Source organism: Candidatus Binatia bacterium (assembly GCA_036504975.1).
Lineage (GTDB): Bacteria > Desulfobacterota > Binatia > UBA9968 > UBA9968 > JAJPJQ01.
Genome location: DASXUF010000173.1, coordinates 20,685 through 43,843 on the forward strand (window position 1 = coordinate 20,685; position 23,159 = coordinate 43,843).

Consider the following 23,159-nt stretch of genomic DNA (forward strand, 5'->3'; position numbering starts at 1 on the left):
AATCTTATAATTTACTTTCCCTGCTCTCTCGACTTCATTATGGATTTGGCGAGCTCGAAGATCGGCGCCATGTCGGCGTACTCCGGCCGCGCGACGTCGAGGTATTTTCTTCCCTCGACGATTCGATTGTCCGGCGGAACGTCACCTTTGGGAATATCGATTCGCCTGGAGTTCGGCGGGTTTTCCGGATAACCGTATTTCTGTAAAGCGATTTGTCCCTTGCGCGAGAGAAACCAGTTGATGAAAACCTTCGCCGCGTTCGGATGTGGCGCCTGATTCATGAGACTGAGAGAGCCGTTCCGTACTCCAAAAGCGCTGCCTTCTTTCCAACCGCTCGTGTCCAGAGTCTCTATGGGAAGACCCTGAGCTCTAGCCATGGATGCGGCGCAACCGAGGCAAAGAGCAAACTTGCCCTGAGCGAGCCAGTCCGTCATCTGCCGCTGGTCCCGGCTGAATGTTACGTCCATCCGACCGAAGAACCGCTTGATGAATTCAGGGCCCAAGTCGGGATGATGAAAGAAAAACTGCATCGGGATGCCGATGCCGGTGTTGGTAGGCTCAAACGAGACGATCTTTCCTTTCCACTTCGAATTCAAAAGATCCCAGTACGATTTGAATTCCTTCGGCTCGACCAGCGTTTCGTTGTAGGCGAGCCGCATCGCGCTGGGATTGACTTCGTACGCGAAGATGTATTTTCCCTCGGCGTCGATGTATCGGTGTTCTCCTCCGTACCAGTGAGACTGTTCCACAACTTCGGGCAACACGAGACTCGGCTTGATGGGATCGAGCGCCTTGCCTTTATAAAGAACGTTGTAGCTGGTGTTGGCGCCACTACTGAAAACGTCCGGGATGAATTTTCCGCCCCGCCTTTCAGCGACAACCCGGCTTCCCAACTGCGAACCCGGCGCCGCCAGCGAGTTCACCTTTATTTCCGGAAACTCCTTCTCGAACCATTTTACCGCTGGCTCGTACTGGTAGATGTAAATCGTCACCTGCCCGTCTTTTTTCGCCGCTGCCAAAGTTTCGGTCCACGTCTCTGATGAGCCGGCATAGCCGGAACCGGTAAAGGTAAGAAGAGATAGCAAAGCCCGATACAACTTCATCCGCGATTTCCAATTGCGCATACTGTCACGCATTCGAAATCGGAGATAACCCACTTTTGTAAGAGCTGTCAAACAAAAAAGACGTATAGAGGAAGTCCGCAGGGGGATCTATTAAACGGACTTCGAGTCGTGTTATCTGTTGCCAGTGCTTCGCGCCGAAAAAGCGTCCCAGGGCGTCCCCTTCGCCGTAAAGGAGGGAGTCTTTATGTTGTATGTGCTTTATGTCGGCCTCATCCTTTTTCCCTCGTTGTGTTTCTCCGCAGAAAAGGTTCGGCTTGCCTACCCGGCCCGCTCTTTGAGCGCGCTCCATATTCGGATCGCGCAAGAGAAAGGCTTATATCGCAAATACGACTTGGAGGTCGAAGCGATCCAGATGCGCCCGACTATCAGCGCCGCCGCGCTCATCAGCGGCGAGGTGCGTTATCTCGCCTCCGTGGGGTCCGCTATCCGTTCGGCGGGAATGGCCGCTCCCGTGAAGATCGTTTCCGTGGCGAACGTCGCCCCTTTCTTTAGCCTAGTAGCACGACCGGCTTTTGCGAAGATCGAAGCGCTTAAAGGCAAAGAGATCGGCCTTACCGGCAACCCGGGCGGCACCAACGACCGAGTCATGCGGTTCATTCTCAAGGAGGCGGGGCTCGATCCCCAAAAGGATGTTCAACTTATCTACGCGGGCGATCCGCCGCTTCTTTATTCGTCCTTTCAGGGCGGACGTTTTGACGCGATGTTCGTAAGCCTTCCCTTTCCCGTTCTGGCGGAACAACAAGGCTATCGGATTCTGGTCAATGCGGCGGAGCGGATCAGGGTTCCGCTATCGGGCCTGGCGGTCACCGAAAGCACGCTCAAGGCCGGCCGAGATCAGGTGAAAAGAATGATCAAGGCCGATGTCGAGGCGCGCCGGTTGATCAGAAGAGAAAAGGAGACGGCCGTCGAGGTCATGGTCGGTTGGCTAGGCCTGGATCGCCCCGTCGCACGGCGTTCCTATGATCTCTACCTTCCGGCTGTGAGCGGAGATCCTACTGTGGAACGGGAAGGCGTGCGCCTCATTTTGGATATGGAAGTGGAGAGCGGAGTTCCGATCAAAATTAGGGACCCGGATCAGATCGTCGACGCCAAGATCGTCGAAGAGGTCAGGAGAGAACTCTCGCAGTGAACAGGCGTGCATGATCGATGCTGACCCTCGGAGTACGCGCCTGACCGCTAAGAGTCGAAGGCGGCCTGCCTGCTCACAGGCGAGATTCGGAGCCATCGATTGCAACCAACCATGAGCAAGCTCTGTACTCTTGGAGAAGCGATCTCCAGCATTCCAAACGGCGCGGCGGTGGCGATGGGCTGCGGCCTTGAGTCCCTGATTCCCTTTGCCGCCGGCTATGAGATCATGCGTCAGAAGAAACGCGACCTCACGCTGATCGCGCCGATCTCGGATATCCAGTTCGATCAGCTCATCGGCGCAGGCTCGGCGAGAAAAATCATCGCCGCCTGGGTGGGCAACGTCGCCGCCGGGCTGGGGCACAATTTTCGCCGGGCGATGGAAGAGGGCGTTCCGCGGCCGCTCGAAATCGAAGAGCACTCCAACTTCACGATCGCTCTCGCTCTCAAGGCCGCCGGCATGGGCGTGCCCTACCTGCCGACGCGCACGGCGCTCGGGAGCGATTTCAGCCGCGCGCCGCATTTCAACGCGATCACCTGCCCGTTCACCGGCGACAAGCTGCTCGCCGTGCGCGCGGTCGCGCCGGACGTGGCGATTCTCCACGTCCAGCGCGCGGATGACGAAGGCAACGCTCACCTCTGGGGCAACCTCGGCGTGGTGCGCGAAGCGGCGTTAGCGGCGAAGCGCGTGATCCTGACTTGCGAAGAGAGAGTCGATCACGAGATGATTCTCAGCGATCCCAACCGGACTCTGATTCCGGGATTTCTCGTTTCCCATGTGGTCAAGGCGCCGTTCGGCTCGCACCCGTCGCCAACTCAGGGCTATGCCAGAAGGGACGACGGGTTTTATTTCGACTATCACCGGCAATCGCGCGCCCTTGAGGGTTTTCAAGAATGGCTCGGCAAGTGGGTTTTCGGAACGGGCGGACACGACGGCTATCTCGATCTTCTCGGCAAAGAGCGGCGCGAGCGGCTCACCCCCGGAAAAGAGGTTTTCTCGCCGGCGGTCAATTTCAGCGTGTAGCACGGGTGGCTAACGCTCTCGGGAGCGAGCCTATTCGGGCAACGGCAATAGATCCTGCCATTAGGCGACCTTCGCGATCGGTGCCGTTGCCCGTCGCGACTCGCCCCGTCGATCGCCGCACGGCATGATTTTTTCTCGCACCATGAGAGTGCCGGGCTAGGTGACGGCAGATGGACTATACGCTCAAAGAACTGATGGTGATCGCGGCGGCCCGGGAGATCCGCGATGGAGAGATCGTCTTCGTCGGGATGCGGCTGCCGCTTCTGGGCTTCGCCGTCGCCAAAGAGCTTCATGCGCCGCGCGCCGTCGGCCTCTTCGAGAACGGCGTCATCCGCGACTGGCCCGCGCTCGCGCCGATCTTCACGATGAGCGATCCGCCCAATGTAAGCCGCTCGCTTTCATGTTGCGGCCTGGTCGACGTGATGTCGCTCCTGCAAGCCGGTCGCGTCGATCTCGGCTTCATCGGCGGCGCCGAGATCGACCGCTTCGGCAACCTCAATACGCACTGGGTCGAGGAAAACGGCAGGCGCGTGCGGCTTCCGGGAAGCGGCGGCGCGGCGGACATCGCCAGTCTGGCCGGGCGCTGCATCATTATTATGAACCACGAGCGGCGACGTTTTCCGTCGAAAGTGCACTTCATCACCTCGCCCGGCCACGGAGAAGGGAAAGGCTGGCGCGAGGGAAAAAATCTCAAGGGAGGCGGCCCGGCGCGAGTGATAACGAGCCTGGGGATTTTTTCCTTTGACCCGGAGAGCCGCGAGATGGTTTTAAGCTCGTTCCATCTCGGGCTCTCCATCGAGAAAATCCGGCAGGAAACCGGCTGGGCTCTCAGGGTTGCCGATGAGGTTCGCGAGACCCAATCGCCATCCGCCGAAGAGCTTGTCGCAGTGAGAAAGTACGACCCAAATGGAGTTTGGACCGGGAATTAGGCGGGAGATCGCCGTTCAACGCGGTGGGTCGGAAGCGCGGCAGGGGGTCCAAGATCGCCATGAGCGTCATCCCGCGGGCCCTTTAAGGAAAGTCACAGGCGAGATGTGGTGCGCCCGCCGAGAGTCGAACTCGGACTTAAGGCTTCGGAGGCCTTCGTGATATCCGTTTCACTACGGGCGCGCGAAGATTGTTCTATCAACCGACTTCCGCTCAGTCAATGTTGTCGCTCTGTTGTTCGCTCTCGGGAGGCGCGCTCTCAACTGCGGCCGATAGGGCGGTCATCCGGAGTGTGGTGTTTCAGAAATTCGCCGTCCATGTCAGACCGTCATTCCGGCCGAGCGGGCCGATGCTCGCGAGAGCCGGAATCCAGGGAATTCAAAAAGGGTCTGGATTCCCGCTTTCGCGGGAATGACGCTGATGGACTACCGGAACACTAACGACTCTGTTTTACTTCCTTGAGCGCTTCGAGCATCTCGGCGTGGATCAGGCCGTTGGACGCCAGCGTCTCTTCGCCCGAGATCGAAAACGGCTTGCCGGAAAAATCCGTGACGGTGCCGCCCGCTTCGCGGACGATCAGCGTCCCCGCCGCCGTGTCCCAGGGATGTAGCTTCAGCTCCCAAAAGCCGTCCAGCCGGCCGCAGGCCAGATAACAGAGATCGAGAGCCGCCGCTCCCGCGCGTCGGATCCCCTGGCTGCGCTTGGCGAAGGCGCGAAAGAACTTGAGATAGAAATCGATATTCTCGCGATGATCGTAGGGGAAGCCGGTCGCCAGCAGAGCCTTATCAAGCTCTGGAATCTTTGAGGTGCTGATCGGCCTGTCGTTCAGCAGCGCGCCTTCCCCTTTGATCGCGCTGAAGCCTTCTTCGCGCAGCGGATCATAGACGACGCCGAGAACGACCTGTCCCTCGTGCTCCAGCGCGATCGAGACGGCGAACTGCGGATAGGAATGGGCGAAGTTGGTCGTGCCGTCGAGCGGATCGATGAGCCAGCGATAGTCGCTGCCGGGCGCCACGATCGCCGTCTCTTCCTCGGCGAGAATCGAGTGGTCGGGAAAGTTCTTGAGCAACAAATCGACGATCTTTTCCTCCGCCTGCCGGTCGGTCGCGGTCACGAGGTTGATGGTCGATTTGTAATGCACTTCTTTGGCCTGTTGCCAGTTTTCCCGGATCAAACCGCCCGCAAGTCTCGCTGCCCGCCACGCGACCGAGAGAAATTTTTTCATCATCGCTCCATGCTTTCCGTCTTGGCAAAGGTGAATACCCTATGTTACCTAATCGAGCATGAGGATTCGAGCGCCCGCGAAGATAAATTTATCTTTGCGGGTGGTGGGGAAGAGGCGCGACGGTTACCATCTCCTCGACACCCTCATGATCCCGATCGGCCTGTACGATGAAATCGAGATCACGAGGCCCAAGCGCCGTCATGCGGCGAAGGGTCTTACCGTTACTTGCGACCATTCGCTGGTCCCGTCGGGAAAACGGAACCTGGCCTATCGAGCGGCCGAGGTGCTGCTCGGAAAGCGAGCCGCTCGCGAGGCTCTTCATATCGACATCCGGAAGAACATTCCGGTCGGCGCCGGGCTTGGCGGCGGCAGCAGCGACGCCGCGGCGGTTTTGCTGGGGCTCAACCGGCTGTTCCAGCTTAAAAAAACCCGGCGCGAGCTTCTTTCGCTGGCGGCCGCGCTCGGCGCGGATGTGCCCTTTTTTATCTACGGTCGCCCCGCCAGGGCGCGAGGGATTGGGGATGAAGTCCATCCACGGCGCACCCACCGGCGGTTTTGGGTAGTCATCCTGTATCCCGGGTTCCCTATATCGACCTCATGGGTGTATCGGAATCTGTCTTACACGTTGACAAAAGGTATTGAAAATACTAGCCTTAATTTTTCGGCACGCAGTGGCAAAAAGCTTGCACGATCGTTGGTCAATGACCTGGAAAAGGTTGTTTTTCGCCGCTACCCTAAAGTCGCCTTTCTCAAAAAGCGGCTGCTCCAGGAAGGCGCTGCGGGGGCTCTGATGTCGGGGAGCGGCTCATCGGTGTTTGGGATTTTTTTTACCGGAGACAAGGCCAGAAAAGCGTTTCTCCGTTTGCGCAAGGAGGATGGGACACAAGCGTATCTTGTGCGATCATTGAGCTGAGACAGAAAGCCTAACGTACAACTCGCTGAGCACCCTGGCAGGCTCGACGCAAAGGGGGTCCCTATGGAGATTACGGAGGTTAGGGTCTTTCCTGTCAACGAGGAAAAGCTCAGGGCTTACGTTACGATCACGTTTGACCAGTGTTTCGTCATCAGGGATCTCAAGATTATCCAGGGCGCAACGGGCCTGTTTGTTTCGATGCCGAGCAAGAAGCGCAAGGACGGCACGTATAGAGACATCGCTCATCCCATCAACAACGAGACTCGCAGGATGATCGAAGAAAAGATCATCGCCGAATATCACAAAGTGGTCGCTGAGGGCGGTGGAGAGCGAGCGCTAGGCGGTCAATGATGAGAGTTCCTCGAAGAGCGCGCGAGCTCTTTGAGGAGTTCGGGGTTGGGCGGTCGCCAAGTGGTAAGGCCCCGGACTTTGGATCCGGTATCGAAGGTTCGAATCCTTCCCGCCCAGCCAGTTTTTCCAAGATGATGGAGATGCCGGAGTTGATTTGACACTCCGGCTGTTCTATTTTTAACGGGTTCGCCGTAAGCCATGAGCCAGCATCAAGACGACTTGAAAATCTTCGCCGGCAATTCGAATCTGCCGCTCGCGCAGGAGATTTGCCAGCACCTCAAGATCCCGCTCGGCCAGGCGACGGTGGAAACCTTCAGCGACGGGGAAAGCCGGGTCGAGGTCAAAGAAAACGTGCGCGGCGGCGACGTGTTCGTGATCCAGTCCACCTGTTCGCCGGGAAACAACAACCTGATGGAATTGTTGCTGATGCTGGACGCCTTCAAGCGCGCCTCGGCGAAGCGGATCACCGCGGTCATCCCCTATTATGGCTACGCCCGGCAGGACCGCAAGGTCGCGCCGCGGGTCCCCATCAGCGCGAAGCTGGTGGCCGACCTGATCACGACCGCGGGGGCATCGCGAATTCTCACGATGGACCTCCACTCGGGACAGATCCAGGGATTTTTTAACATCCCCGTGGACAATCTCTACGCGACCCCGGTGCTGCTTCAGTACTTGAAGCGACGGCTCAATCACAGCGAGGTGACGATCGTCTCGCCGGACGCCGGCGGCGTGGAGCGGGCGCGCGATTTTGCGACTAGGCTCGACGCTTCGCTCGCGATCATCGACAAGCGGCGGTCGGGTCCCAACGTCGTTGCCGAGATGAACATCATCGGCGAGGTCAAGGGACAGATCGCGGTGCTGCTCGACGACATGGTGGACACGGCCGGGACGTTGACGATGGCCTCCGGCGCGCTCAAGCGCGAAGGGGCCAGGAGAATTCTCGCGTGCTGCACGCATGCGGTATTGTCCGGGCCGGCGATTCAGAAGATCAATGAGTCGCCCTTGGAAGAGTTGATCGCCACAAATTCCGTTCCGCTCAGCCCGCAATCGGCAAGCTGCAACAAAATCAAAGTTCTTTCCGTCGCCCACCTGATCGGCGAAGCGATCCGGCGCACGCACGAGGAGCGGTCGATCAGCTCGCTCTTCGACTGAGCGAGCGGAAAAATTTTAGGAGGTCGTATCAGTGGAAACCGTCGAGATAAAGATCGAACCGCGCGAGACCGGGGCCAAAGGCAAAGCGAAGCGTCTGCGCCGCGACGGCAAGCTGCCGGGCGTTTTTTACGGACCCAAGACCCAAACGGTTCCGCTGGAGGTCGATAGGAAGGACTTTCTCACCCGCGTCGCCGATCTGGAGGGGTCGCATCTCATCCGCATCAAATCCGCGTCGCCGCTGCTGGCGGACAGGGTCGCGCTCGTGAAAGAGATGCAGTTCCATCCCGTTACGGGCGAAATCGTCCATGCGGATTTCTATGAAGTCGATCTCTCCGCGAAGATCCGCGTCAAGGTGCCGCTCCACTTCGTCGGCAAGGCGGCGGGCGTCGTCCGCGGCGGGATTCTCCAGCCGGTCGTGCGCGAAGTCGAGGTCGAATGTCTGCCGATGGATATACCGGAGTTTTTCGACGTCGAGGTTTCGGCGCTCGATATCGGCGATTCACTGCACGTTACCGAGCTGACTATGCCGGAGGGCGTTACCGCCGCCTCTGAATCAGACCTGACGCTCGTCACGGTTGTGCCGCCCAGCATCGAAGAGGCGCCGACGCCGGTCGAGGCGCCTGTCGTTGCGGTCGAGGGAGCGGAAGCGCCTGCGGCCCCCGTCGAGGAGAAGAAAGAGGAAGAGGGCAAAGAGGAGAAATGATCGTGTTTCGTGTTCGTGCTGAAATCACCGACGCGCCTACGAATACGGCATGCGGCGAGCGCGGTTTCTCTCAGAAACTCTGATCAGTGAAGGTCGTTGTCGGGCTGGGCAATCCGGGAAAGAAGTACGAGCGAACGCGACACAACCTGGGTTTCATGGTTGTGGATCGCCTCGCCGCTGAAAACCGAGTCGCCTTCACGGAAAAAGAGAGGCACGATGCTCTCATCGGCGAGTGGAACCGGGATGGCGAAAAGGTTCTGCTGGTCAAGCCGCTGACTTACATGAACCAAAGCGGCAAGACGCTCGAGAGCCTTCCAGTCGAAAAAGAAAATATTGTCCTGATCCACGACGATCTCGACCTTCCCTTCGGCCGCATGCGAATTCGTCAGCAAGGCAGCCCCGGCGGTCACCGCGGCATGATTTCTGCGACGGGAGTGTTGGGTGAACAGGGTTTTTCACGCCTGCGGATCGGTATCGGCCGCCCGCCGCCAGGAGTCGATCCTACTGTTTTCGTCTTACAGAAATTTTCTCCAGATGAAGCGGCGAGGCTGGACGAAATTATCTCCAAGGCGGTCGAGGCGGTTCAATGTTTGCTCGATGAAGGCGCTCGGCGGGCGATGGAAAAATTCAACCGGGCGGAGTGATCGAGCATCACAATGAATGAGGTTGATCCCCTCTCAAGTCACGCGCGTCGTATTTGTATCACGCTCAATTGTAAAGCCCAGACGCTTGTGATAAGCCACAAGTAACAATTTTTTATGGCGACAAAACCGACAGTGGCGCTTTACGAGACGATGTTCATACTCCATCCCGACAGGGGAGGGACGGTAAAGGAGTACATCGAAAGATTCAAGAAAATCGTCGAAGAGCAGGGCGGAACCGTCGCCCACCTGGAAGAATGGGGGCTCAAAGATCTGGCCTACCGCATCGGCAAGCAGATGAAGGGCTACTACACGTTGCTCCAATACAACTCCCCGGCGCGCGCGGTGGACGAGTTGGAACGCACGATGAAGCTCACCGACGGCGTGCTGCGGTATCTTACCGTGCGTGTAGACGAAAGCGCCCAGACGGCCCCGCAAACCACGGCCAAGAAGATTTCCGGAGAAGCCGGCAAAAAGGAAGAGGACGCCGCGAAGGCCGAGCCGCAAGCGTAAGCGCGGGACGAGTAAGAGCGTTTTCCGACTGAACACAGCGAGGGAAAATCAGACCATGGCCCAGCCATCTTCATATTCCCGGCCGCCCCGTGAGCGATCCGACGAAGAGAAGGGCGGTGGCCGCCGCCGGCCCATGATGCGGCGCAAAGTTTGCCGCTTTTGCGCCGATAAAGAGGCCAGGATCGATTACAAGGACATCAGAATTTTGACCCAGTTCGTCACCGAGAGAGGAAAGATCACTCCCAGCCGGATCACCGGCACGTGCGCGCGTCATCAGCGACTTCTCACGGTCGCGATCAAGAGGGCGCGCAGCGTCGCCCTCCTGCCGTTCACCACAGTCAAAAACTGAGCGGGTTCTACTCTGCGGCTCGTTATGAGTTGGCAAGTCGCCAAGAGCTTTTTACTGGCTTTAGCCTCCACGGTTTTGCTCGCTCTTTGTGGAGCCGTGATTCCGCTGGCCGGCATGTTGTTGATTCCGCTGATTCCCCAGCCGGCGCTCGCTTTCGGACTGCGGCACGGAAGAGCTCAAGCGACCGGCCTGCTATTGCTGGCGCTGGCATTGGTTGCGTCACTCGGGGGGAGGGAACTGGGCCTCGCCTATTCTTTCCTGGCGCTGATGGTGCTTTTGCTTTTTCTCTGTCTCGGTCGCGATTGGTCGATCGAACGGGTTGTGGCCAGCACGGCGGCAGGAATGCTCGCCGCTCTGGCCGCCGCTCTCTTGCTGGTGTTCGGTTCCGTATCCGGCATTCAGCAGGGCATCCGCGCGGCGCTCCAGGAAAATTTGCACGCCTCGATCGAGGTTTACGGCACGGTTGGTTTTTCTCCTCAGGGGTTGGAGTTCTTAAAAGAGAACGCGCCGCAGATGATCGACATGACTCTCAGAATCCTGCCGGCGCTGGCATTCGCCGGGTTTGTGACGCTGGTCCTGATCAATCTTTTTTTGCTCCTGCGCCGTTTCCCCGATCGCTATGCTTTTTTCTTCGGCGCGAGCCAGGATTTGAGGGAATGGCGCTCGCCGGAATTTCTCGTCTGGTGCTTCCTTGCGTCAGGCTTCGCCCTGTTTGTTCCGGGCGCGGAAATCGTGAAGACACTCGCCTTGAATCTTTTCCTCGGGATCGCGCTCTTTTATTTCTTTCAGGGGCTTTCGATCATCGCGTATTATTTCCATCACAAGCGCGTGCCGTATTTTTTCCGCAGCCTGGCGTACATCTTGATCGTGTTCGAGCAGGTATGCACGGTTTTTGTGGTCGCGCTCGGCCTGTTCGATCTGTGGGGCGATTTTCGCCGCTTGAAGAAAAAGGATTTCAATCCGGGCCGGGTATCTTGAAAAAAGCGGCTTTCAGCGGTTAGCCGTCTCCGCCCAAGGCGGATCAGCCTCCGGCTGAAGCGATGAGTTGAAAAGAAGGAGCAAGCCATGGAAGTGATTTTGAAAGAAGACATCCCCAACGTGGGAAAGATGGGCGAGGTGGTGCGGGTGCGCGACGGCTACGCGCGCAACTATCTTCTGCCGCGCGGGCTGGTTCTCGTTGCCAATAAGAAAAACCTCAAGGGCTTCGAGCATCAGAAACAAGTGGTTCAGTCGCAGAAAGCGCGGGTCGTCAATCAAGCCCAGGCGCTGGCGGAAAAGCTGTCTCAAGTCTCTCTCGTCATCCAGGTCAAGGCGGGCGAAGAGGGCAAGCTCTTCGGCTCGGTGACCAACATCGACATCGAGAAGGCGCTTAAAGCCAAGGGCATCGAGATCGAGCGGCGCAAGATCCATCTGAGCGAGCCGATCAAAATGGTCGGCGACTATCAGGTGCCGGTCCGCTTCACGTCCGAAGTGCAGGCCAACGTGCAAGTTTCGGTGGTTGCCGAGCAGGAGAAAAAGTAAGGGCCTTGTTTTTTTGGAGAGGTGTCCGCAGCGCCGGTTTCGAATGAGACCGATATGGCTTCGCGAACTCTGGCCCGCCTAACGGTAAGATCACTCATCCTCTTCACCTCGCTTGCCTTTCTGTGCGTTCCCAGACCGCTGGACGCGCGCAACGAATATTATATCGGAGAGAAGCTTGTCTCCTATCAGGTTTACCGGGCCGCAATTCTCGTCAACGAAACCCTTCCGCTTATCAACTCAAACCGCCTGGAAGAAGCGAAAGAGAAACTGCTGAACGCCCTCAAGCTAGCCCCGGATTTTCCCGAGGCTCACTATAATTTAGCGTTGGTTCTGTCGCGACTCGGTAAGACCGAGGAGGCTTTACAGCGATTGAGGGCGCTCGTAGCCATGAAGACAGAGCTTCCGGTGGCCTGGTTGCTGCTCGGCAACCTCTATCTTACCACTGGACAGCTCGAGGAAAGTGTCAAGTATTCCCAGGAATTCGTTCGGCGATTTCCCAATGATCCGGAAATTCCGTTGGTGGTCGATGAGATCAAAATTTTGGAACGGGAGTTGGAACAGTCGAGGCTATATGTTAACAGCGCAGACCGGGCAAAAACCGGCGAAGATTACTTTTTTAAAGCCACCCGGAATGGAACGAAAAAATGGCCGGCCGAGTCGATGCCGTTACGAGTGTATATTCATCCGTCCCAAGGCATAACGGGATTCCACCCCCGGTACGACGATATACTCAGGGCCTCTTTCGACAATTGGGCCGCAGCCTCTCGTGGGGCGGTGGCGTTCAGGTTTGTCGAGGACCTTGCGCAGGCCGATATTGCATGTCTCTGGAGCGGCGATCCGTCGCAACTTAGCAATCGCGTCGAGGCGGGCGAAGCGATGGTATTCTTTCAGGAAGACGGCCTTATCAAGAAAGCCGCCATGGTTATCTTGACGGTTCCGGTCAGCGCCATGCGCCCGATCGACGACGATTTGATAAGAGCCACCGCGCTTCACGAGATCGGGCACGTTCTCGGTATTCTCGAGCATAGCGACAATCCCGTAGATATCATGTTCCTCTCCATGAGCCATAGGAATAAGAGCGGTCTGTCGGAGCGCGACAGAAAAACTTTAATTCGCCTCTACTCGGTCAAGTAGCTGCATGAGGATCGTCAAATATTCATCGCCGCGCGAAAGCCGTAATCCGCGTACTTGAAAGCCGGGTTGAGCGAGCTGCGCGCAGCGCAGCGGCTGAATTTGATCTTGTGCCGCCACGATCCTCCGCGCGAGACTTTTCTCGGTCCGGAGGACGGGCCGGACGGATTCTTTTCCGGCGATATCTGATAATAGCTTGGATCGTAAAAGTCGCTGCACCATTCGTGAACGCTCGCGCTGATGTCGTAAAGACCGAACCCGTTCGGCTGGTTGGCGCCGACGCGCTCCGGGCCGCCGTGCTCGAGGTCATAACCAGCATATCCTCTCTCCTCCGGCGTCACGTCGCCCCACGGATATTTCCGGCTTTCCCTGCCACCGCGGGCGGCGCGCTCCCATTCCGCTTCCGTGGGAAGACGAAATGTTTTTTCGGTTCGCTCGCTCAACCAACTACAGTAGGCAGTGGCATGGTGCCAACTGACACCGACCACCGGCTTTTCCGGATGAGAGAACATCGGTTCCAAGCAAAAAGGCGGCGGCACGGATTTCGTCTGTTCGACGAAAATTCGGTATTCGCGGTTGGTCACGGGGAACTTGCCGATTGAAAAACCGTCCACCCACACCCGGTGCACCGGTTTTTCGTTATCCATCCCGTCTTCGCTCCCCATGAGAAAATCGCCTTCGGGGATAGGGATCATCACCGGAATAAATTCTTTTTCCAGACGTGCCATGATAGAAACGCTGTAATCGGGCACAAATTGTATGTCAAACGGCGAAGAAAGGATTCTGACGACTGCGGATGCGGGCCGCGGCAGGCTTCTGATCCTCGTCACGGCGGTTTTGTGGAGTCTCGCCGGGGTTTTCATCAAGTTTCTCGAGCTTCATCCGCTGACGATCGTTTTTTACCGCAGTCTTTTCGCCGGGATTTTTTTTCTGCCGCTGATCAAGGGAAAAAGCTGGAAGATCAACCTGCCGGTTTTGGTATCCGCTCTGAGTTATACGGCCGCGATCAGCTCTTTCGTCTCGGCGAACAAGCTCACCACGGCGGCGAACGCGATCGTCTTGCAGTACTCGGCGCCGATCTTCGTGTTTATTTTCGCCCGCATCTTGTTTCGCGAGCCCATATCAAAACTCAATCTGCTGACGTTGATCGCGGGCACGGTGGGAGTGGGGGTGATATTTGCCGGCAGCGCCGGTCTTCCCGACATCGGCGGTGTCGGCGTCGCGCTTTTGAGCGGGCTTTTTTTTTCGATTTACATGACGAATCTCAGGTTTTTGAAAGAGACCGATCCGGCGTGCTTGACGCTCGTGAACAATCTCGCCTGCTGCATCGCGCTTTTACCCTGGATCCATTCGCGGCTTACCCTGACCGCGGTAGAGACGGTGACGCTATTCGTGATGGGCGTGATTCAACTAGGGATTCCGTACTTTCTCTTTTCCAAGGGGCTGGAAAAAATCCCGCTGCAAGAGGCGTCTCTGATCGTTCTCGTCGAGCCGGTCTGAATCCGATCTGGGTGGCGCTGGCTTTCGGCGAGATCCCTTCGAGCGCCACTCTGATCGGCGGCGGGATTATTTTGTTGAGCCTGGGAATCCGCTACGCCTGGCCGCCAAAAAAATGTTGAATTTTGAGTTTTGAATGATGAATTGAATTCAAAATTAAGAATTCAACATTCAACATTATTTACCGGATGCTGCCGCCGTGTCGGATCCGCTCCGTTTCCTCGGGCGAGAGCTGCTTGATGTCCTTGCGCAGCTCGTAGTTGATGTGCTGAATCGCTTCGCTTGCGCCGGAGCGATTGCCCATCATCACCATCGGTCTGCTGCCGCTGTTCTCCAACTGGTAGAATGAGCCGCCGGTGATCAACGCCGCCATCCCCGGCGTCATCACGGCCTTGCCGCCGTCGGGGAAATGCATCGTGCACTCGCCCTCGATCACGTAAAAAGTCTGATCGGCATTGTGGCAATGCATGTCGTCCTTGTCTCCGGGATTGGGATAATAATGGACCCAGGCGTGGAACCTCGGCGTGTTGAGCACGACCTTTCTCTTTTTTAAATGATGCGCCATTTTTACGGTGTCGATGATTTCGATCGGCATAGTCGCTCCTCCAAGCTTGATGCGAGAGCCTAGCAATCTACAGGCAGCCGTGTCAACTATAAGGCGCGTTTGGAAACCGTCCACCTGGGAGTCTCTCTCCGGGCCGATGCGATACGTTTGTTTTACGCCCGACAAAAATGATGAGGGTATCTCCCCGGTACGCTTGGTTCTCCTCGTCCCACACATCGGCCCTTCAAGAAACCCCCAGGCGGACGGTTACAATAGTTGGGCGATGACCGTTTCACTTTTTGCGGAATTTTATGATAGGTTCGTTCGGTCATCATCACGTTACAAGGAGGCTCGCACAGATGGATTGGGGAATGAAAAACAGACTGGCAAGGATCATCAAGCCGGAGGACGGCCGGGCGGTGATGCTCGCCGTGGATCACGGCTATTTCTTGGGCCCGACGAGCGGACTCGAAGAGCCGCGCAAGACGATCGAGCCGCTTTTACCTCACGCGGATTCGATCATGCTCACGCGCGGCGTGCTCCGGACCTCCGTCGATCCGAACGCGAACGTCCCGGTGGTGCTGAGAGTTTCGGGCGGGACGAGCATCTTGAAAGAGCTTTCCAACGAGGACATTACGGTTTCGATCGAGGACGCCGTTCGGTTGAACGTCTCGGCGATGGCTTTGTCGATTTTCGTCGGATCGGAATTCGAGAAGCAGACGCTGGTGAGCCTCGCGAAGCTCGTCGACGAAGGTGAGAGGCACGGGATTCCGGTCTTGGCTGTCACCGCGGTGGGCAAAGATATGGCGCGCGACGTTCGTTATCTCGGTCTCGCCTGCCGCATCGCAGCCGAGCTCGGCGCCCACGTCGTCAAGACGTATTATTGCGCAGAGTTCGAAAAGCTGGTCGAAAGCTGCCCGGTCCCGGTGATCGTCGCCGGAGGCAAGAAGACTCCCGAGAGGGAAGCGTTGGAGCTGGCCCACAACTCCGTTCGGGCCGGCGCCGTGGGCGTGGATATGGGGCGAAATATTTTTCAGTCCGACAGCCCGGTCGGAATGATCCGCGCCGTGCGCGCCATCGTCCACGACAAAGCTTCCGTCGCCGACGCCTATAAGATCTACGAAAGCACGAAGGGTGTAAAAGCCAGAAGAGCGGCAGGATGACCGCCCGTGTTCGTGCGCCGTGCTCGTGTTCGTAAATGCGAGCCCGGATTCCTGATCATCAGGGCACGAGCACGAAACACGACCACGAACACGATCTCATGCGCGTCGCGATGTACTACAACAACCGGGACGTTCGCCTCGAAGAGATGGCGGTTCCCTCAATCGGTCCCGGCGAGCTCTTGGTGCGGGTCAGGGCAAGCGGCATCTGTGGCACGGACGTCATGGAATGGTACCGCATACAAAAAGCGCCGCTGGTGCTGGGCCATGAGATCGCCGGCGAGGTTGCGGCTGTCGGCGAAGGAGTGAAGGACTACCACACCGGCGACCGCGTTTTCGTCTCGCATCACGTTCCCTGCATGAGCTGCCGCTACTGCCGCGCCGGCCATCATTCGGTGTGCGACACCCTGCGCCGGACCCATTTCGACCCCGGCGGCTTTGCCGAGTACATCCGCGTGCCCAAGATCAACGTCGAGCTGGGAACCTCCCGCTTGCCCGACGAGGTCTCTTTCGAAGACGGCTCGTTCATTGAACCCCTGGGCTGCGTCGTGCGGGCGCAGAGATTTGCCCGGGTGGGCGCCGGTCTAAGCGTTCTCGTCGTCGGCAGCGGCATCTCCGGCCTGCTGCACGTGCAGTTGGCGCGCGCGCTCGGCGCGGCATTGATCGTCGCTACCGACGTCAACGATTTTCGCCTCAAGGCGGCGCGCGAGTTGGGTGCCGACGTTGTCCTTCATGCCGCCGAGGACGTGCCGCAAAAAATGCGCACAGCGAACGATGGACGATTGGCTGACGTGGTCATCGTCTGCACGGGAGCGACACCGGCGGTGGAGCAGGCGTTCAAGTCGGTCGAAAGAGGCGGGACGATTCTTTTCTTCGCGCCGACCGCGGCGGGCGTCAACGTGCCGGTCCCGCTTTACGAGTTGTGGCGCGATGAAATCACGGTCACGACGTCGTACGCGGCGAGTCCTCAGGATATTGCGGCGGCCATCGAGTTGATCCGCACCCGGCGCGTGCGCGTCAGCGAGATGATCACGCACCGGTTAAGTTTGGCGGAAGCGGGACTTGGCTTCGAACTGGTGTCGAGCGCGCGCGATTCTATCAAGGTGATCATCGATCCCCAGCGTCTTTAAAGACATAAATTTCCTCGAAAAAGCCTCGATCCCGGCGGTTTTTTCCGCCTAAATGGGCACATTTTTTCCCTCGGTATCGGCCTTTTGGCCTCATCCGCCACTCGTGTCTAAGGTTCTGCCCTTCCTGTCCTATCGGGGGCTCGGATAGCAAGTTTTGTCAACGCTTTTGTCGTGGATTGTCCTCGGATTCCACGCCCATCTTGTCCTGACCTGAGTAGACGCCTTTAAAAATAGCCGGTTAGAAGGCTGACCCGTCCTGGCATATGGCTTGCTCCGATGTCCAGCTTCGTGGAGGTGCGAAAACATGAACGGTGAGCAGACCGAACTCAAATTCCTGACCCTGGCCGAGGCTGCAACGATCCTGCAGGTGTCTAAACGGACTATTCTCAGGATGATCCAAAAGAAAGATGTCCCGGCGTTGAAAGTCGGCGGTCAGTGGCGGCTGCGAGAGAGCCAGTTGAAGAAATGGGCGGAGGAAAAAGAGGGCTTACTGGCGGCTTTCGAATAGCGCTCCGGGAAAATAGGTTCACTCAGCAAGCAATCGTCGTTTCAAAAGCAAGTCCAATGGCGCTTCATCGAGCCGATCAGCGGCGCAACGGACAGCCGAGGAGTAATTGACGTGGGTCTCTCCGACCGCATGGCCGAAGCCTTACAAGAATCTTATCAAGGCTTAGAGAGAAAAATTACCGAAAGAACGCGGGACCTTTCGGCCCTCTATGCGGCTCTGGCGCCTTTGGCGTCTGCGGATCCCACCCGCTTGCTTCAACAAATCGTGGAGCGGCTCAAAGAGGCAACGGGCGCCGACGCCGCGCTCATTCGTATTCTCGACAAAGAAACAAAATCTCTTCGTTCTCCGGCTCACGTCGGGTTTTCTTCCGCTTACTTGCAGTCGACGCAGGATCTCGACGAAGGCTCGGCCGTCCGCGCCGCCTTCACGTCGGGCGAGCCGATCATCGCGGCGGATATTTCAAAAGATTCGCGGCTGAAGGGTAAGAAGCAAATAGAGGCGGGATTTCGCTCGTGCGCTTTTCTGCCCCTGAAAGTATCCGGCGAGCTGCGCGGAGTCGTCCATCTTGCCAGTGGCAAGGCCGGGCACTTCAGCGCGGATAAGATGGACAACCTCATGGCGATCGCCCGTCAAATGGGCGTGGCCATGGAGAATCGCGAGCTGCTCGAGGAAACCAAGCGGCGCGCGGAACAGCAGGAGGCATTGGTCAAGTCGCTGAGCTTGCTCATCGGCGCGTCGCAGAAGCTGGTTGCGCGGGTCGATATCGACACGCTGGCTCAAGATATTTTGACAACCGTCGTGACCTCTTTCGGCATACGTTTGGCTTGGATCGGCAGCGCCGAATCCGACGGCCGAGTACGCCCGCTTTATTGGGCGGGAGACGTAGCGGAGTATCTGAGGCACGTCGAAATCCGCTGGGACGATTCCCCGCTTGGACAAGGACCCGCCGGACGCGCCATCCGGACCGGCCGGCCGGTTGTCATGGACGTTGCCACCGATCCTGGATTTGAGCCGTGGCGCAAGCCGGCTCTTGACCATGGCTATCGCGAGGTCGCCGCATTTCCTCTTATGCGCGGCGCCACGCCGTTCGGCCACCTGATTCTCTACAGCAGCCAAAACGGTTTTTTTACTTCCGAGCGAGTGGAATTGCTGCAAACCTACGCGAATATCGCCACCGGCGCCCTCGAGAGCGCCCGTCTCTTTGAAGAGACCAAGCGCCAGGCGCAGGAAAAAGCGGCTTTGAACACGATCGCCACGGCTGTGAGCCAGTCGCTCGACGTGCAACAGATCCTAAACATCGCCATCGAAAAAGTGCTGGAAGTTACCGGCCGCGAGCGGGGTTACATCCGACTTAAAGATCTGGTTACTGGCGAGGTCACGCTGGCGGCCCACAAGGGGATCTCCGAGGAGTACGCTAACGTTCTCATTCACCAAAGGACTCCGGGAGGCAAGACCGATCAGGTCTTTACAACCGGGAAGCCCGTGATCATCAACGATCCCACGGCGATACCGCTCAAAGGAGAGACGCGCCGCGAGGGGCAAAATGTCGTGGCTTGGATTCCTGTGAAGGCGCGCGGCGAAGTGATCGGGATTCTCAACGTCGCCTCGGCGCGGCTGGTCCCTTTCTCGACTCAGGAAGTGGAGCTGCTCCAATCGATCGGGAATGTTATTGGAGTAGCCCTGGAAAACGCCTGGCTCTATAAAGAGTCGCAGCAGCATCACGATATCCAAAAGCTTCTGAAGGAGGTGAGCCAGGACGTTACGGTTCTCGGTCTCGACCGCTCGCTCACGAAGATCGCAGATAAGGTTCGGGAGATGTTTAAAGTCGACATCGCCGATTTCCGGATTATCGAGGCAGGGGCCGCGAAGTACATCGGCCGGTCGGGGCAATGGTCCGAGCTTCTCGTGGGATCCGGTAAGATGAGAGGGCGGATGAAATGGATTTTAGAGCATCGAACTCCTCTCATCATTCCGGATATCAACGTAGAGACGAACCTTCCCAGCGGCGATTCTATCCGGCATCTCGGCCTCAGGGGTTTTCTCGCGGTGCCTCTCTTGTCGAGGAGCGCGGAGGTCATCGGCGTTCTCAGAGCGCTGACTTATTTGCCCCGAGACTTTAGGCCGGAACAGGTCGATTTTCTCCAGCAGTTGGCCAACGGGGTGGCCATTGCGATCGAGAATGCGCGCCTCTTCGAAGAGACCGTGCAGCGGGCGCAAGAGCAGGCAGCTCTTAGCGCGATCGCGACGGCGACCAGCCAATCACTTCACATCGACGAAATGCTCCATTTAGCGTTGGACAAGGTGTTGGAGGTCACAGGGCGTGAAAAGGGTTACATCAGGCTGAAGGATCCACTCACCGGCGACGTCAAGTTAGCAGCCCACCGGGGCATCTCCGATAAATACGTCACGCTTCTGCAACGCCGGACTCCGGGCGGTAAAAGCGATCAGGTTTTTGAAACGGGAGAACCGGTCATCATCAACGCTCCCGAAAAAGCGCTTCTCAGGGAGGAAACCCGTGATGAAGGCAACAGCTCCATCGCCTGGATTCCACTGAAGGCGCATGGGAAAGTCGTGGGGATCCTCAACGTCTCTACGGCTCAATCGGGTTTTTTCACCTCGCGTGAGGTGGATCTCTTGCAGGCCATCGGAAACGTGATCGGAGTCGCGGTTGAAAACGGCTGGCTTTACCAGGAATCCCAGCGGCAGGAGGAGATTCAAAAACTCCTGAAGGAATTGAGCCAGGACATCACCTCTCTCGACATCAAATCTTTTTTTCAAAAGGTCACGGACAAAGTCCGCGAATACTTCAAGGTCGATATCTCGGACATCCGGCTGATCGAGCAGGGCGGGATTCTGCCGCCGGTCGGCTTGTCGGGTGCAGATTCCAAGCCTCTGTACAAATTGGGCGGACTGAGGGGACGAGCCGGATGGATCGTCAAAAATCGGCGCGCCGCGGTTATTTCGGATACCTCGAAAGACACGACTATTCCGGCCGGCGATACGACGCGTGAGATCGGTATCCGCGGCTATCTCGCCGTGCCGCTGTTCGCGCGGAGCGGCGAGGTCATCGGCATTCTCAGGGCGCTCACTTATAAACCGCGCGAGTTCAGCCAGTCCGAAGTCGATCTCGTCCAGCAGTTGGCCAACGGCACCGCGATCGCACTCACCAATGCCCGCCTCTTCGAGGAGACCGAGCGCCGGGCGCGCGAGCAGGCGGCTCTCTATGGCGTGACCGCGGCGGTCAGCGGCTCTTTCGATATCGAACAGATTCTTCTCAAGGGTCTCGATGCGGTCCTCGAAGCGACCGGCATGGAAGGGGGATACATCCAGTTTCTTGATGGAAACCCTCCGAAGCTCGTCCTTAGAGCGCATCGCGGGATGTCCCAGACCTTCATCGCGAAGACTCGCGATGAAATTCGTCCGGGCGGCAAGACGCAGCAGATTATCGCGACGAAACAGCCCCTGGTGCTGGAAGATATCGCTCCCGATCACGGAAAATTTCAGGGCGAGAACATCACCGCCGCCGCGTGGGTGCCGATCGTGGCGAAAGACAAAGTGATCGCGGTTCTCGCCGTCAGCACCAAGACCAAACGCCATTTTCCCCAGGCCCAGCTCCCGCTCCTGGTCTCGATCGCCAACGCCCTCGGCGTGGCGCTGGAGAACGCCCGGCTGTTTCAGGAGACCGAGCGCAACCTCGAGCGCATCCGCGCGCTCCGAGAGATCGACCAAGCCATTTCCTCGACCCTGGACCTGCGCAACGTCCTCGATGTTTTGCTCGAGAAGATCGATCTCTCCCTTCCCTACGCGACGGCTACCATCAGGCTGTTTAACAAAGAGAACGGCATGTTGGAGCCGGTCGCCTGCCGGAATCTGGACGAAAACGAATGGAAGCTCGAGCAATGGAAACCGGGCCGCGGCATCGCCAATGTCGTGTTCGAGACCAAGACCCCTTTGATCATCCCGAACGCGCAGGCCGACCCGCGCGTGCTCGACGCCGAGTTTTACCGCAAGCACAGGCTCACCTCCTATGTCGGCGTTCCGTTGATCGTGAAAGAGGAGGCGCTTGGGGTGCTTGGGTTTTACACCAAGGAGGAGCACGACTTCACCGGCGAGGAAGTCGATTTTCTCGCCACCCTGGCGGGTCAGGCGGCGATCGCCATTCACAATTCGCAGCTCTACGAGAATGCCCGCCTTAGAGAAAAGCAACTGGAGGAAACCAACCGGATGCTTTCGGCGCTCCATGCGGTGGCGGCGACGGCGAGCCAATCGCTGGATCTGGATCGGGTCTTTCAATCGGCCATCGGGAAGATCACCGACATTTTCGGCTTCGACGCCACCCATATTCATATCTACAACGAGCGCACGGACGAGCTGGCGTTAAGAGCCAGTTTCGAGAGCGATCCGAATCGTTTCGTCCCGGTCCAGTCCTTCCAGAGGGGCCAAGGCATTGTCGGCGAGGTGGCGGAATCGGGCCGATCTATGATCTTTGAAGACGTTCAGACCGATCCCACATACCAAAAGCTCAGCCGCAGCAAGACCTCGGGCTGTGCCGGCTATCATCTTTTCGCGGTCTTCCCGATCAAGGGCAAGCTGAGAAACTTGGGCACTCTGGCATGCACCGGCATAGACCCGCGAAAATTGACTCCGGGCGAAATCCAACTCCTCGAGGCGGTCGCGGACCAAGTCGCCGTGGCGATCGAAAACGGCCAGCTTTACGAGCAGCTCCGACAGAAGGTCGAAGAGCTGATGCAGGCGAACAAAGTCAAAGACGAATTCTTGAGCGTCATGTCGCATGAGCTGAGGACGCCGCTGAACGTGGTCATGGGCTACGCGGCGATGATCAAGGACGAGATGCTGGGGGTCGTCAATCTGGAGCAGAAGCGGGCGTTGGAGAAAGTCATCAGCCGCTCGAGCGATCTTTTGAACATGATCACAAGCATTCTCTACGCCACCAGCATTGAGGCCAAAGAGGTCCGGGTGCAAAACAGCGAGTTCGGCTTGAGCGATCTGCTCGACGAGCTCAAGAGAATCTACGACATCTCTCTGCTCAAGCCGATTGCGCTCGACTGGGATTACGCTCCCGGCTTGCCTCAGGTGTTTTTGGATCGCGACAAAGCGCGGGTCGTACTGCAGAAACTCATCGACAATGCGACCAAATTCACCGAGACCGGCGGCGTCACCGTCACCGCGCGCCTGAGCGAGGGCCGGAAGCAGAATCCGGAAAACAGTCGGCGCGAGGCGCCGCTTCCCGAACCTGCCAACGGCTGGTTGTTCTTGGAGCCGCCGTGGCTGGAAGTGAAGGTGACCGATACCGGGGTGGGAATAGCCAAGGACAAGCTCCCCGTTATCTTCGACAAGTTCCGCCAGGCCGACAGCTCGGAGACCCGGCGTTATGGCGGCGTCGGCCTGGGACTTTATATCGCCAAGCACTTCACCGAATTGCTGGGCGGTCATATCGAAGTCGAGACGGAGGAAGGAAAAGGATCGATTTTTACACTCAAGGTACCGTGCCCGATCTTGCCGTCGTCGGCGAGTTCAAAGAGCGAAAATATCGAATTGACCGGCCATGTGTCCCAGATTCACTAAGGCGGTTGCGGCTTCGTCGTTTCGACCGCCGGCGC

22 protein-coding genes and 2 tRNA genes are annotated in these 23,159 nt (G+C 57.9%); 19 read left to right on the forward strand and 5 right to left on the reverse strand.

Going from position 1 to position 23,159, the window contains the following annotated elements; genetic code table 11:
- Window positions 1-11: 11 nt before the first annotated feature.
- A complete protein-coding gene (locus VGL70_21290) occupies window positions 12-1,103 on the reverse strand; it encodes an extracellular solute-binding protein (GenBank protein ID HEY3306064.1) in 1,092 nt (363 codons plus the stop codon).
- Window positions 1,104-1,308: 205 nt separating this feature from the next.
- On the opposite strand from VGL70_21290, the gene VGL70_21295 reads away from it, so the two are divergent.
- From VGL70_21295 to VGL70_21305, 3 genes are all read left to right on the forward strand, one after another.
- Complete coding sequence (locus VGL70_21295; GenBank protein HEY3306065.1) at window positions 1,309-2,253, forward strand: ABC transporter substrate-binding protein; 945 nt, start codon at window positions 1,309-1,311, stop codon at window positions 2,251-2,253.
- 111 nt (window positions 2,254-2,364) lie between these two features.
- Entirely contained in the window at window positions 2,365-3,273 is a 909-nt protein-coding gene (locus VGL70_21300) for a CoA-transferase (GenBank protein ID HEY3306066.1), read from the forward strand.
- Between the two features lie 170 nt (window positions 3,274-3,443).
- Complete coding sequence (locus tag VGL70_21305) at window positions 3,444-4,202, forward strand: CoA-transferase (protein ID HEY3306067.1); 759 nt, start codon at window positions 3,444-3,446, stop codon at window positions 4,200-4,202.
- Between the two features lie 106 nt (window positions 4,203-4,308).
- Here the strand turns inward: VGL70_21305 and VGL70_21310 are convergent.
- Window positions 4,309-4,383: transfer RNA gene (locus tag VGL70_21310), tRNA-Arg, on the reverse strand.
- Between the two features lie 253 nt (window positions 4,384-4,636).
- Complete coding sequence (locus VGL70_21315) at window positions 4,637-5,428, reverse strand: inositol monophosphatase family protein (protein ID HEY3306068.1); 792 nt, start codon at window positions 5,426-5,428, stop codon at window positions 4,637-4,639.
- Between the two features lie 55 nt (window positions 5,429-5,483).
- Between VGL70_21315 and ispE the strand changes: the two genes are divergently transcribed.
- The 11 genes from ispE to VGL70_21370 all read left to right on the forward strand — a co-directional run bounded on the left by ispE (window position 5,484) and on the right by VGL70_21370 (window position 12,702).
- Window positions 5,484-6,338, forward strand: a complete 855-nt coding sequence (gene ispE / locus VGL70_21320) for a 4-(cytidine 5'-diphospho)-2-C-methyl-D-erythritol kinase (protein ID HEY3306069.1) — start codon at window positions 5,484-5,486, stop codon at window positions 6,336-6,338.
- A gap of 63 nt (window positions 6,339-6,401) precedes the next feature.
- Window positions 6,402-6,689, forward strand: a complete 288-nt coding sequence (gene spoVG / locus VGL70_21325; GenBank protein ID HEY3306070.1) for a septation regulator SpoVG — start codon at window positions 6,402-6,404, stop codon at window positions 6,687-6,689.
- A gap of 46 nt (window positions 6,690-6,735) precedes the next feature.
- A tRNA-Gln gene (locus VGL70_21330) sits at window positions 6,736-6,809 on the forward strand.
- A gap of 78 nt (window positions 6,810-6,887) precedes the next feature.
- Window positions 6,888-7,841, forward strand: a complete 954-nt coding sequence (locus tag VGL70_21335) for a ribose-phosphate pyrophosphokinase (protein ID HEY3306071.1) — start codon at window positions 6,888-6,890, stop codon at window positions 7,839-7,841.
- A 31-nt stretch (window positions 7,842-7,872) separates the two neighbouring features.
- Complete coding sequence (locus VGL70_21340) at window positions 7,873-8,544, forward strand: 50S ribosomal protein L25 (GenBank protein ID HEY3306072.1); 672 nt, start codon at window positions 7,873-7,875, stop codon at window positions 8,542-8,544.
- Between the two features lie 86 nt (window positions 8,545-8,630).
- On the forward strand, window positions 8,631-9,188 hold the full coding sequence (gene pth, locus VGL70_21345) for an aminoacyl-tRNA hydrolase (protein ID HEY3306073.1): 558 nt from the start codon (window positions 8,631-8,633) through the stop codon (window positions 9,186-9,188).
- 114 nt (window positions 9,189-9,302) lie between these two features.
- Entirely contained in the window at window positions 9,303-9,698 is a 396-nt protein-coding gene (gene rpsF / locus VGL70_21350; GenBank protein ID HEY3306074.1) for a 30S ribosomal protein S6, read from the forward strand.
- Window positions 9,699-9,753: 55 nt separating this feature from the next.
- The gene (gene rpsR, locus VGL70_21355) at window positions 9,754-10,047 is read left to right on the forward strand and encodes a 30S ribosomal protein S18 (protein HEY3306075.1); all 294 of its coding nucleotides are present in this window, start codon (window positions 9,754-9,756) and stop codon (window positions 10,045-10,047) included.
- 24 nt (window positions 10,048-10,071) lie between these two features.
- A complete protein-coding gene (locus tag VGL70_21360; GenBank protein ID HEY3306076.1) occupies window positions 10,072-11,025 on the forward strand; it encodes a DUF2232 domain-containing protein in 954 nt (317 codons plus the stop codon).
- An 87-nt stretch (window positions 11,026-11,112) separates the two neighbouring features.
- Window positions 11,113-11,568, forward strand: coding sequence for a 50S ribosomal protein L9 (gene rplI, locus VGL70_21365; protein HEY3306077.1), 456 nt, complete (start codon window positions 11,113-11,115; stop codon window positions 11,566-11,568).
- Between the two features lie 54 nt (window positions 11,569-11,622).
- Complete coding sequence (locus VGL70_21370; GenBank protein ID HEY3306078.1) at window positions 11,623-12,702, forward strand: tetratricopeptide repeat protein; 1,080 nt, start codon at window positions 11,623-11,625, stop codon at window positions 12,700-12,702.
- 14 nt (window positions 12,703-12,716) lie between these two features.
- Here VGL70_21370 and VGL70_21375 read toward each other — a convergent pair whose 3' ends face one another.
- Window positions 12,717-13,427: a formylglycine-generating enzyme family protein gene (locus tag VGL70_21375; GenBank protein ID HEY3306079.1), complete on the reverse strand. Its 711-nt coding sequence runs from the start codon at window positions 13,425-13,427 to the stop codon at window positions 12,717-12,719.
- Between the two features lie 31 nt (window positions 13,428-13,458).
- Between VGL70_21375 and VGL70_21380 the strand changes: the two genes are divergently transcribed.
- On the forward strand, window positions 13,459-14,199 hold the full coding sequence (locus VGL70_21380) for an EamA family transporter (protein HEY3306080.1): 741 nt from the start codon (window positions 13,459-13,461) through the stop codon (window positions 14,197-14,199).
- A 178-nt stretch (window positions 14,200-14,377) separates the two neighbouring features.
- Here the strand turns inward: VGL70_21380 and VGL70_21385 are convergent, their stop codons facing one another.
- Window positions 14,378-14,791, reverse strand: a complete 414-nt coding sequence (locus VGL70_21385; GenBank protein ID HEY3306081.1) for a cupin domain-containing protein — start codon at window positions 14,789-14,791, stop codon at window positions 14,378-14,380.
- A 320-nt stretch (window positions 14,792-15,111) separates the two neighbouring features.
- On the opposite strand from VGL70_21385, the gene lsrF reads away from it, so the two are divergent.
- The 4 genes from lsrF to VGL70_21405 all read left to right on the forward strand — a co-directional run bounded on the left by lsrF (window position 15,112) and on the right by VGL70_21405 (window position 23,124).
- Window positions 15,112-15,903, forward strand: a complete 792-nt coding sequence (lsrF, locus tag VGL70_21390; GenBank protein HEY3306082.1) for a 3-hydroxy-5-phosphonooxypentane-2,4-dione thiolase — start codon at window positions 15,112-15,114, stop codon at window positions 15,901-15,903.
- Window positions 15,904-15,938: 35 nt separating this feature from the next.
- Window positions 15,939-17,030, forward strand: a complete 1,092-nt coding sequence (locus tag VGL70_21395) for a zinc-dependent dehydrogenase (protein ID HEY3306083.1) — start codon at window positions 15,939-15,941, stop codon at window positions 17,028-17,030.
- A 304-nt stretch (window positions 17,031-17,334) separates the two neighbouring features.
- Window positions 17,335-17,538, forward strand: coding sequence for a helix-turn-helix domain-containing protein (locus VGL70_21400; protein HEY3306084.1), 204 nt, complete (start codon window positions 17,335-17,337; stop codon window positions 17,536-17,538).
- Window positions 17,539-17,649: 111 nt separating this feature from the next.
- A complete protein-coding gene (locus VGL70_21405) occupies window positions 17,650-23,124 on the forward strand; it encodes a GAF domain-containing protein (GenBank protein HEY3306085.1) in 5,475 nt (1,824 codons plus the stop codon).
- The last annotated feature ends 35 nt before the right edge of the window (window positions 23,125-23,159 follow it).

Excerpts from the sequence above, each read along its gene's own strand:
- lsrF (HEY3306082.1), top strand. The coding sequence starts at position 15,112 with ATGAAAAACAGACTGGCAAGGATCATCAAGCCGGAGGACGGCCGGGCG.
- VGL70_21370 (HEY3306078.1), top strand. The coding sequence starts at position 11,623 with ATGGCTTCGCGAACTCTGGCCCGCCTAACGGTAAGATCACTCATCCTC.
- VGL70_21400 (HEY3306084.1), top strand. The coding sequence starts at position 17,335 with ATGAACGGTGAGCAGACCGAACTCAAATTCCTGACCCTGGCCGAGGCT.
- rplI (HEY3306077.1), top strand. The coding sequence starts at position 11,113 with ATGGAAGTGATTTTGAAAGAAGACATCCCCAACGTGGGAAAGATGGGC.
- VGL70_21295 (HEY3306065.1), top strand. The coding sequence starts at position 1,309 with ATGTTGTATGTGCTTTATGTCGGCCTCATCCTTTTTCCCTCGTTGTGT.
- VGL70_21315 (HEY3306068.1), bottom strand. The coding sequence starts at position 5,428 with ATGATGAAAAAATTTCTCTCGGTCGCGTGGCGGGCAGCGAGACTTGCG.
- VGL70_21395 (HEY3306083.1), top strand. The coding sequence starts at position 15,939 with ATGCGAGCCCGGATTCCTGATCATCAGGGCACGAGCACGAAACACGAC.
- VGL70_21360 (HEY3306076.1), top strand. The coding sequence starts at position 10,072 with ATGAGTTGGCAAGTCGCCAAGAGCTTTTTACTGGCTTTAGCCTCCACG.
- VGL70_21335 (HEY3306071.1), top strand. The coding sequence starts at position 6,888 with ATGAGCCAGCATCAAGACGACTTGAAAATCTTCGCCGGCAATTCGAAT.
- VGL70_21290 (HEY3306064.1), bottom strand. The coding sequence starts at position 1,103 with ATGAAGTTGTATCGGGCTTTGCTATCTCTTCTTACCTTTACCGGTTCC.
- rpsR (HEY3306075.1), top strand. The coding sequence starts at position 9,754 with ATGGCCCAGCCATCTTCATATTCCCGGCCGCCCCGTGAGCGATCCGAC.
- spoVG (HEY3306070.1), top strand. The coding sequence starts at position 6,402 with ATGGAGATTACGGAGGTTAGGGTCTTTCCTGTCAACGAGGAAAAGCTC.
- VGL70_21385 (HEY3306081.1), bottom strand. The coding sequence starts at position 14,791 with ATGCCGATCGAAATCATCGACACCGTAAAAATGGCGCATCATTTAAAA.
- VGL70_21380 (HEY3306080.1), top strand. The coding sequence starts at position 13,459 with ATGTCAAACGGCGAAGAAAGGATTCTGACGACTGCGGATGCGGGCCGC.
- VGL70_21305 (HEY3306067.1), top strand. The coding sequence starts at position 3,444 with ATGGACTATACGCTCAAAGAACTGATGGTGATCGCGGCGGCCCGGGAG.
- rpsF (HEY3306074.1), top strand. The coding sequence starts at position 9,303 with ATGGCGACAAAACCGACAGTGGCGCTTTACGAGACGATGTTCATACTC.
- VGL70_21375 (HEY3306079.1), bottom strand. The coding sequence starts at position 13,427 with ATGGCACGTCTGGAAAAAGAATTTATTCCGGTGATGATCCCTATCCCC.
- VGL70_21300 (HEY3306066.1), top strand. The coding sequence starts at position 2,365 with ATGAGCAAGCTCTGTACTCTTGGAGAAGCGATCTCCAGCATTCCAAAC.
- ispE (HEY3306069.1), top strand. The coding sequence starts at position 5,484 with ATGAGGATTCGAGCGCCCGCGAAGATAAATTTATCTTTGCGGGTGGTG.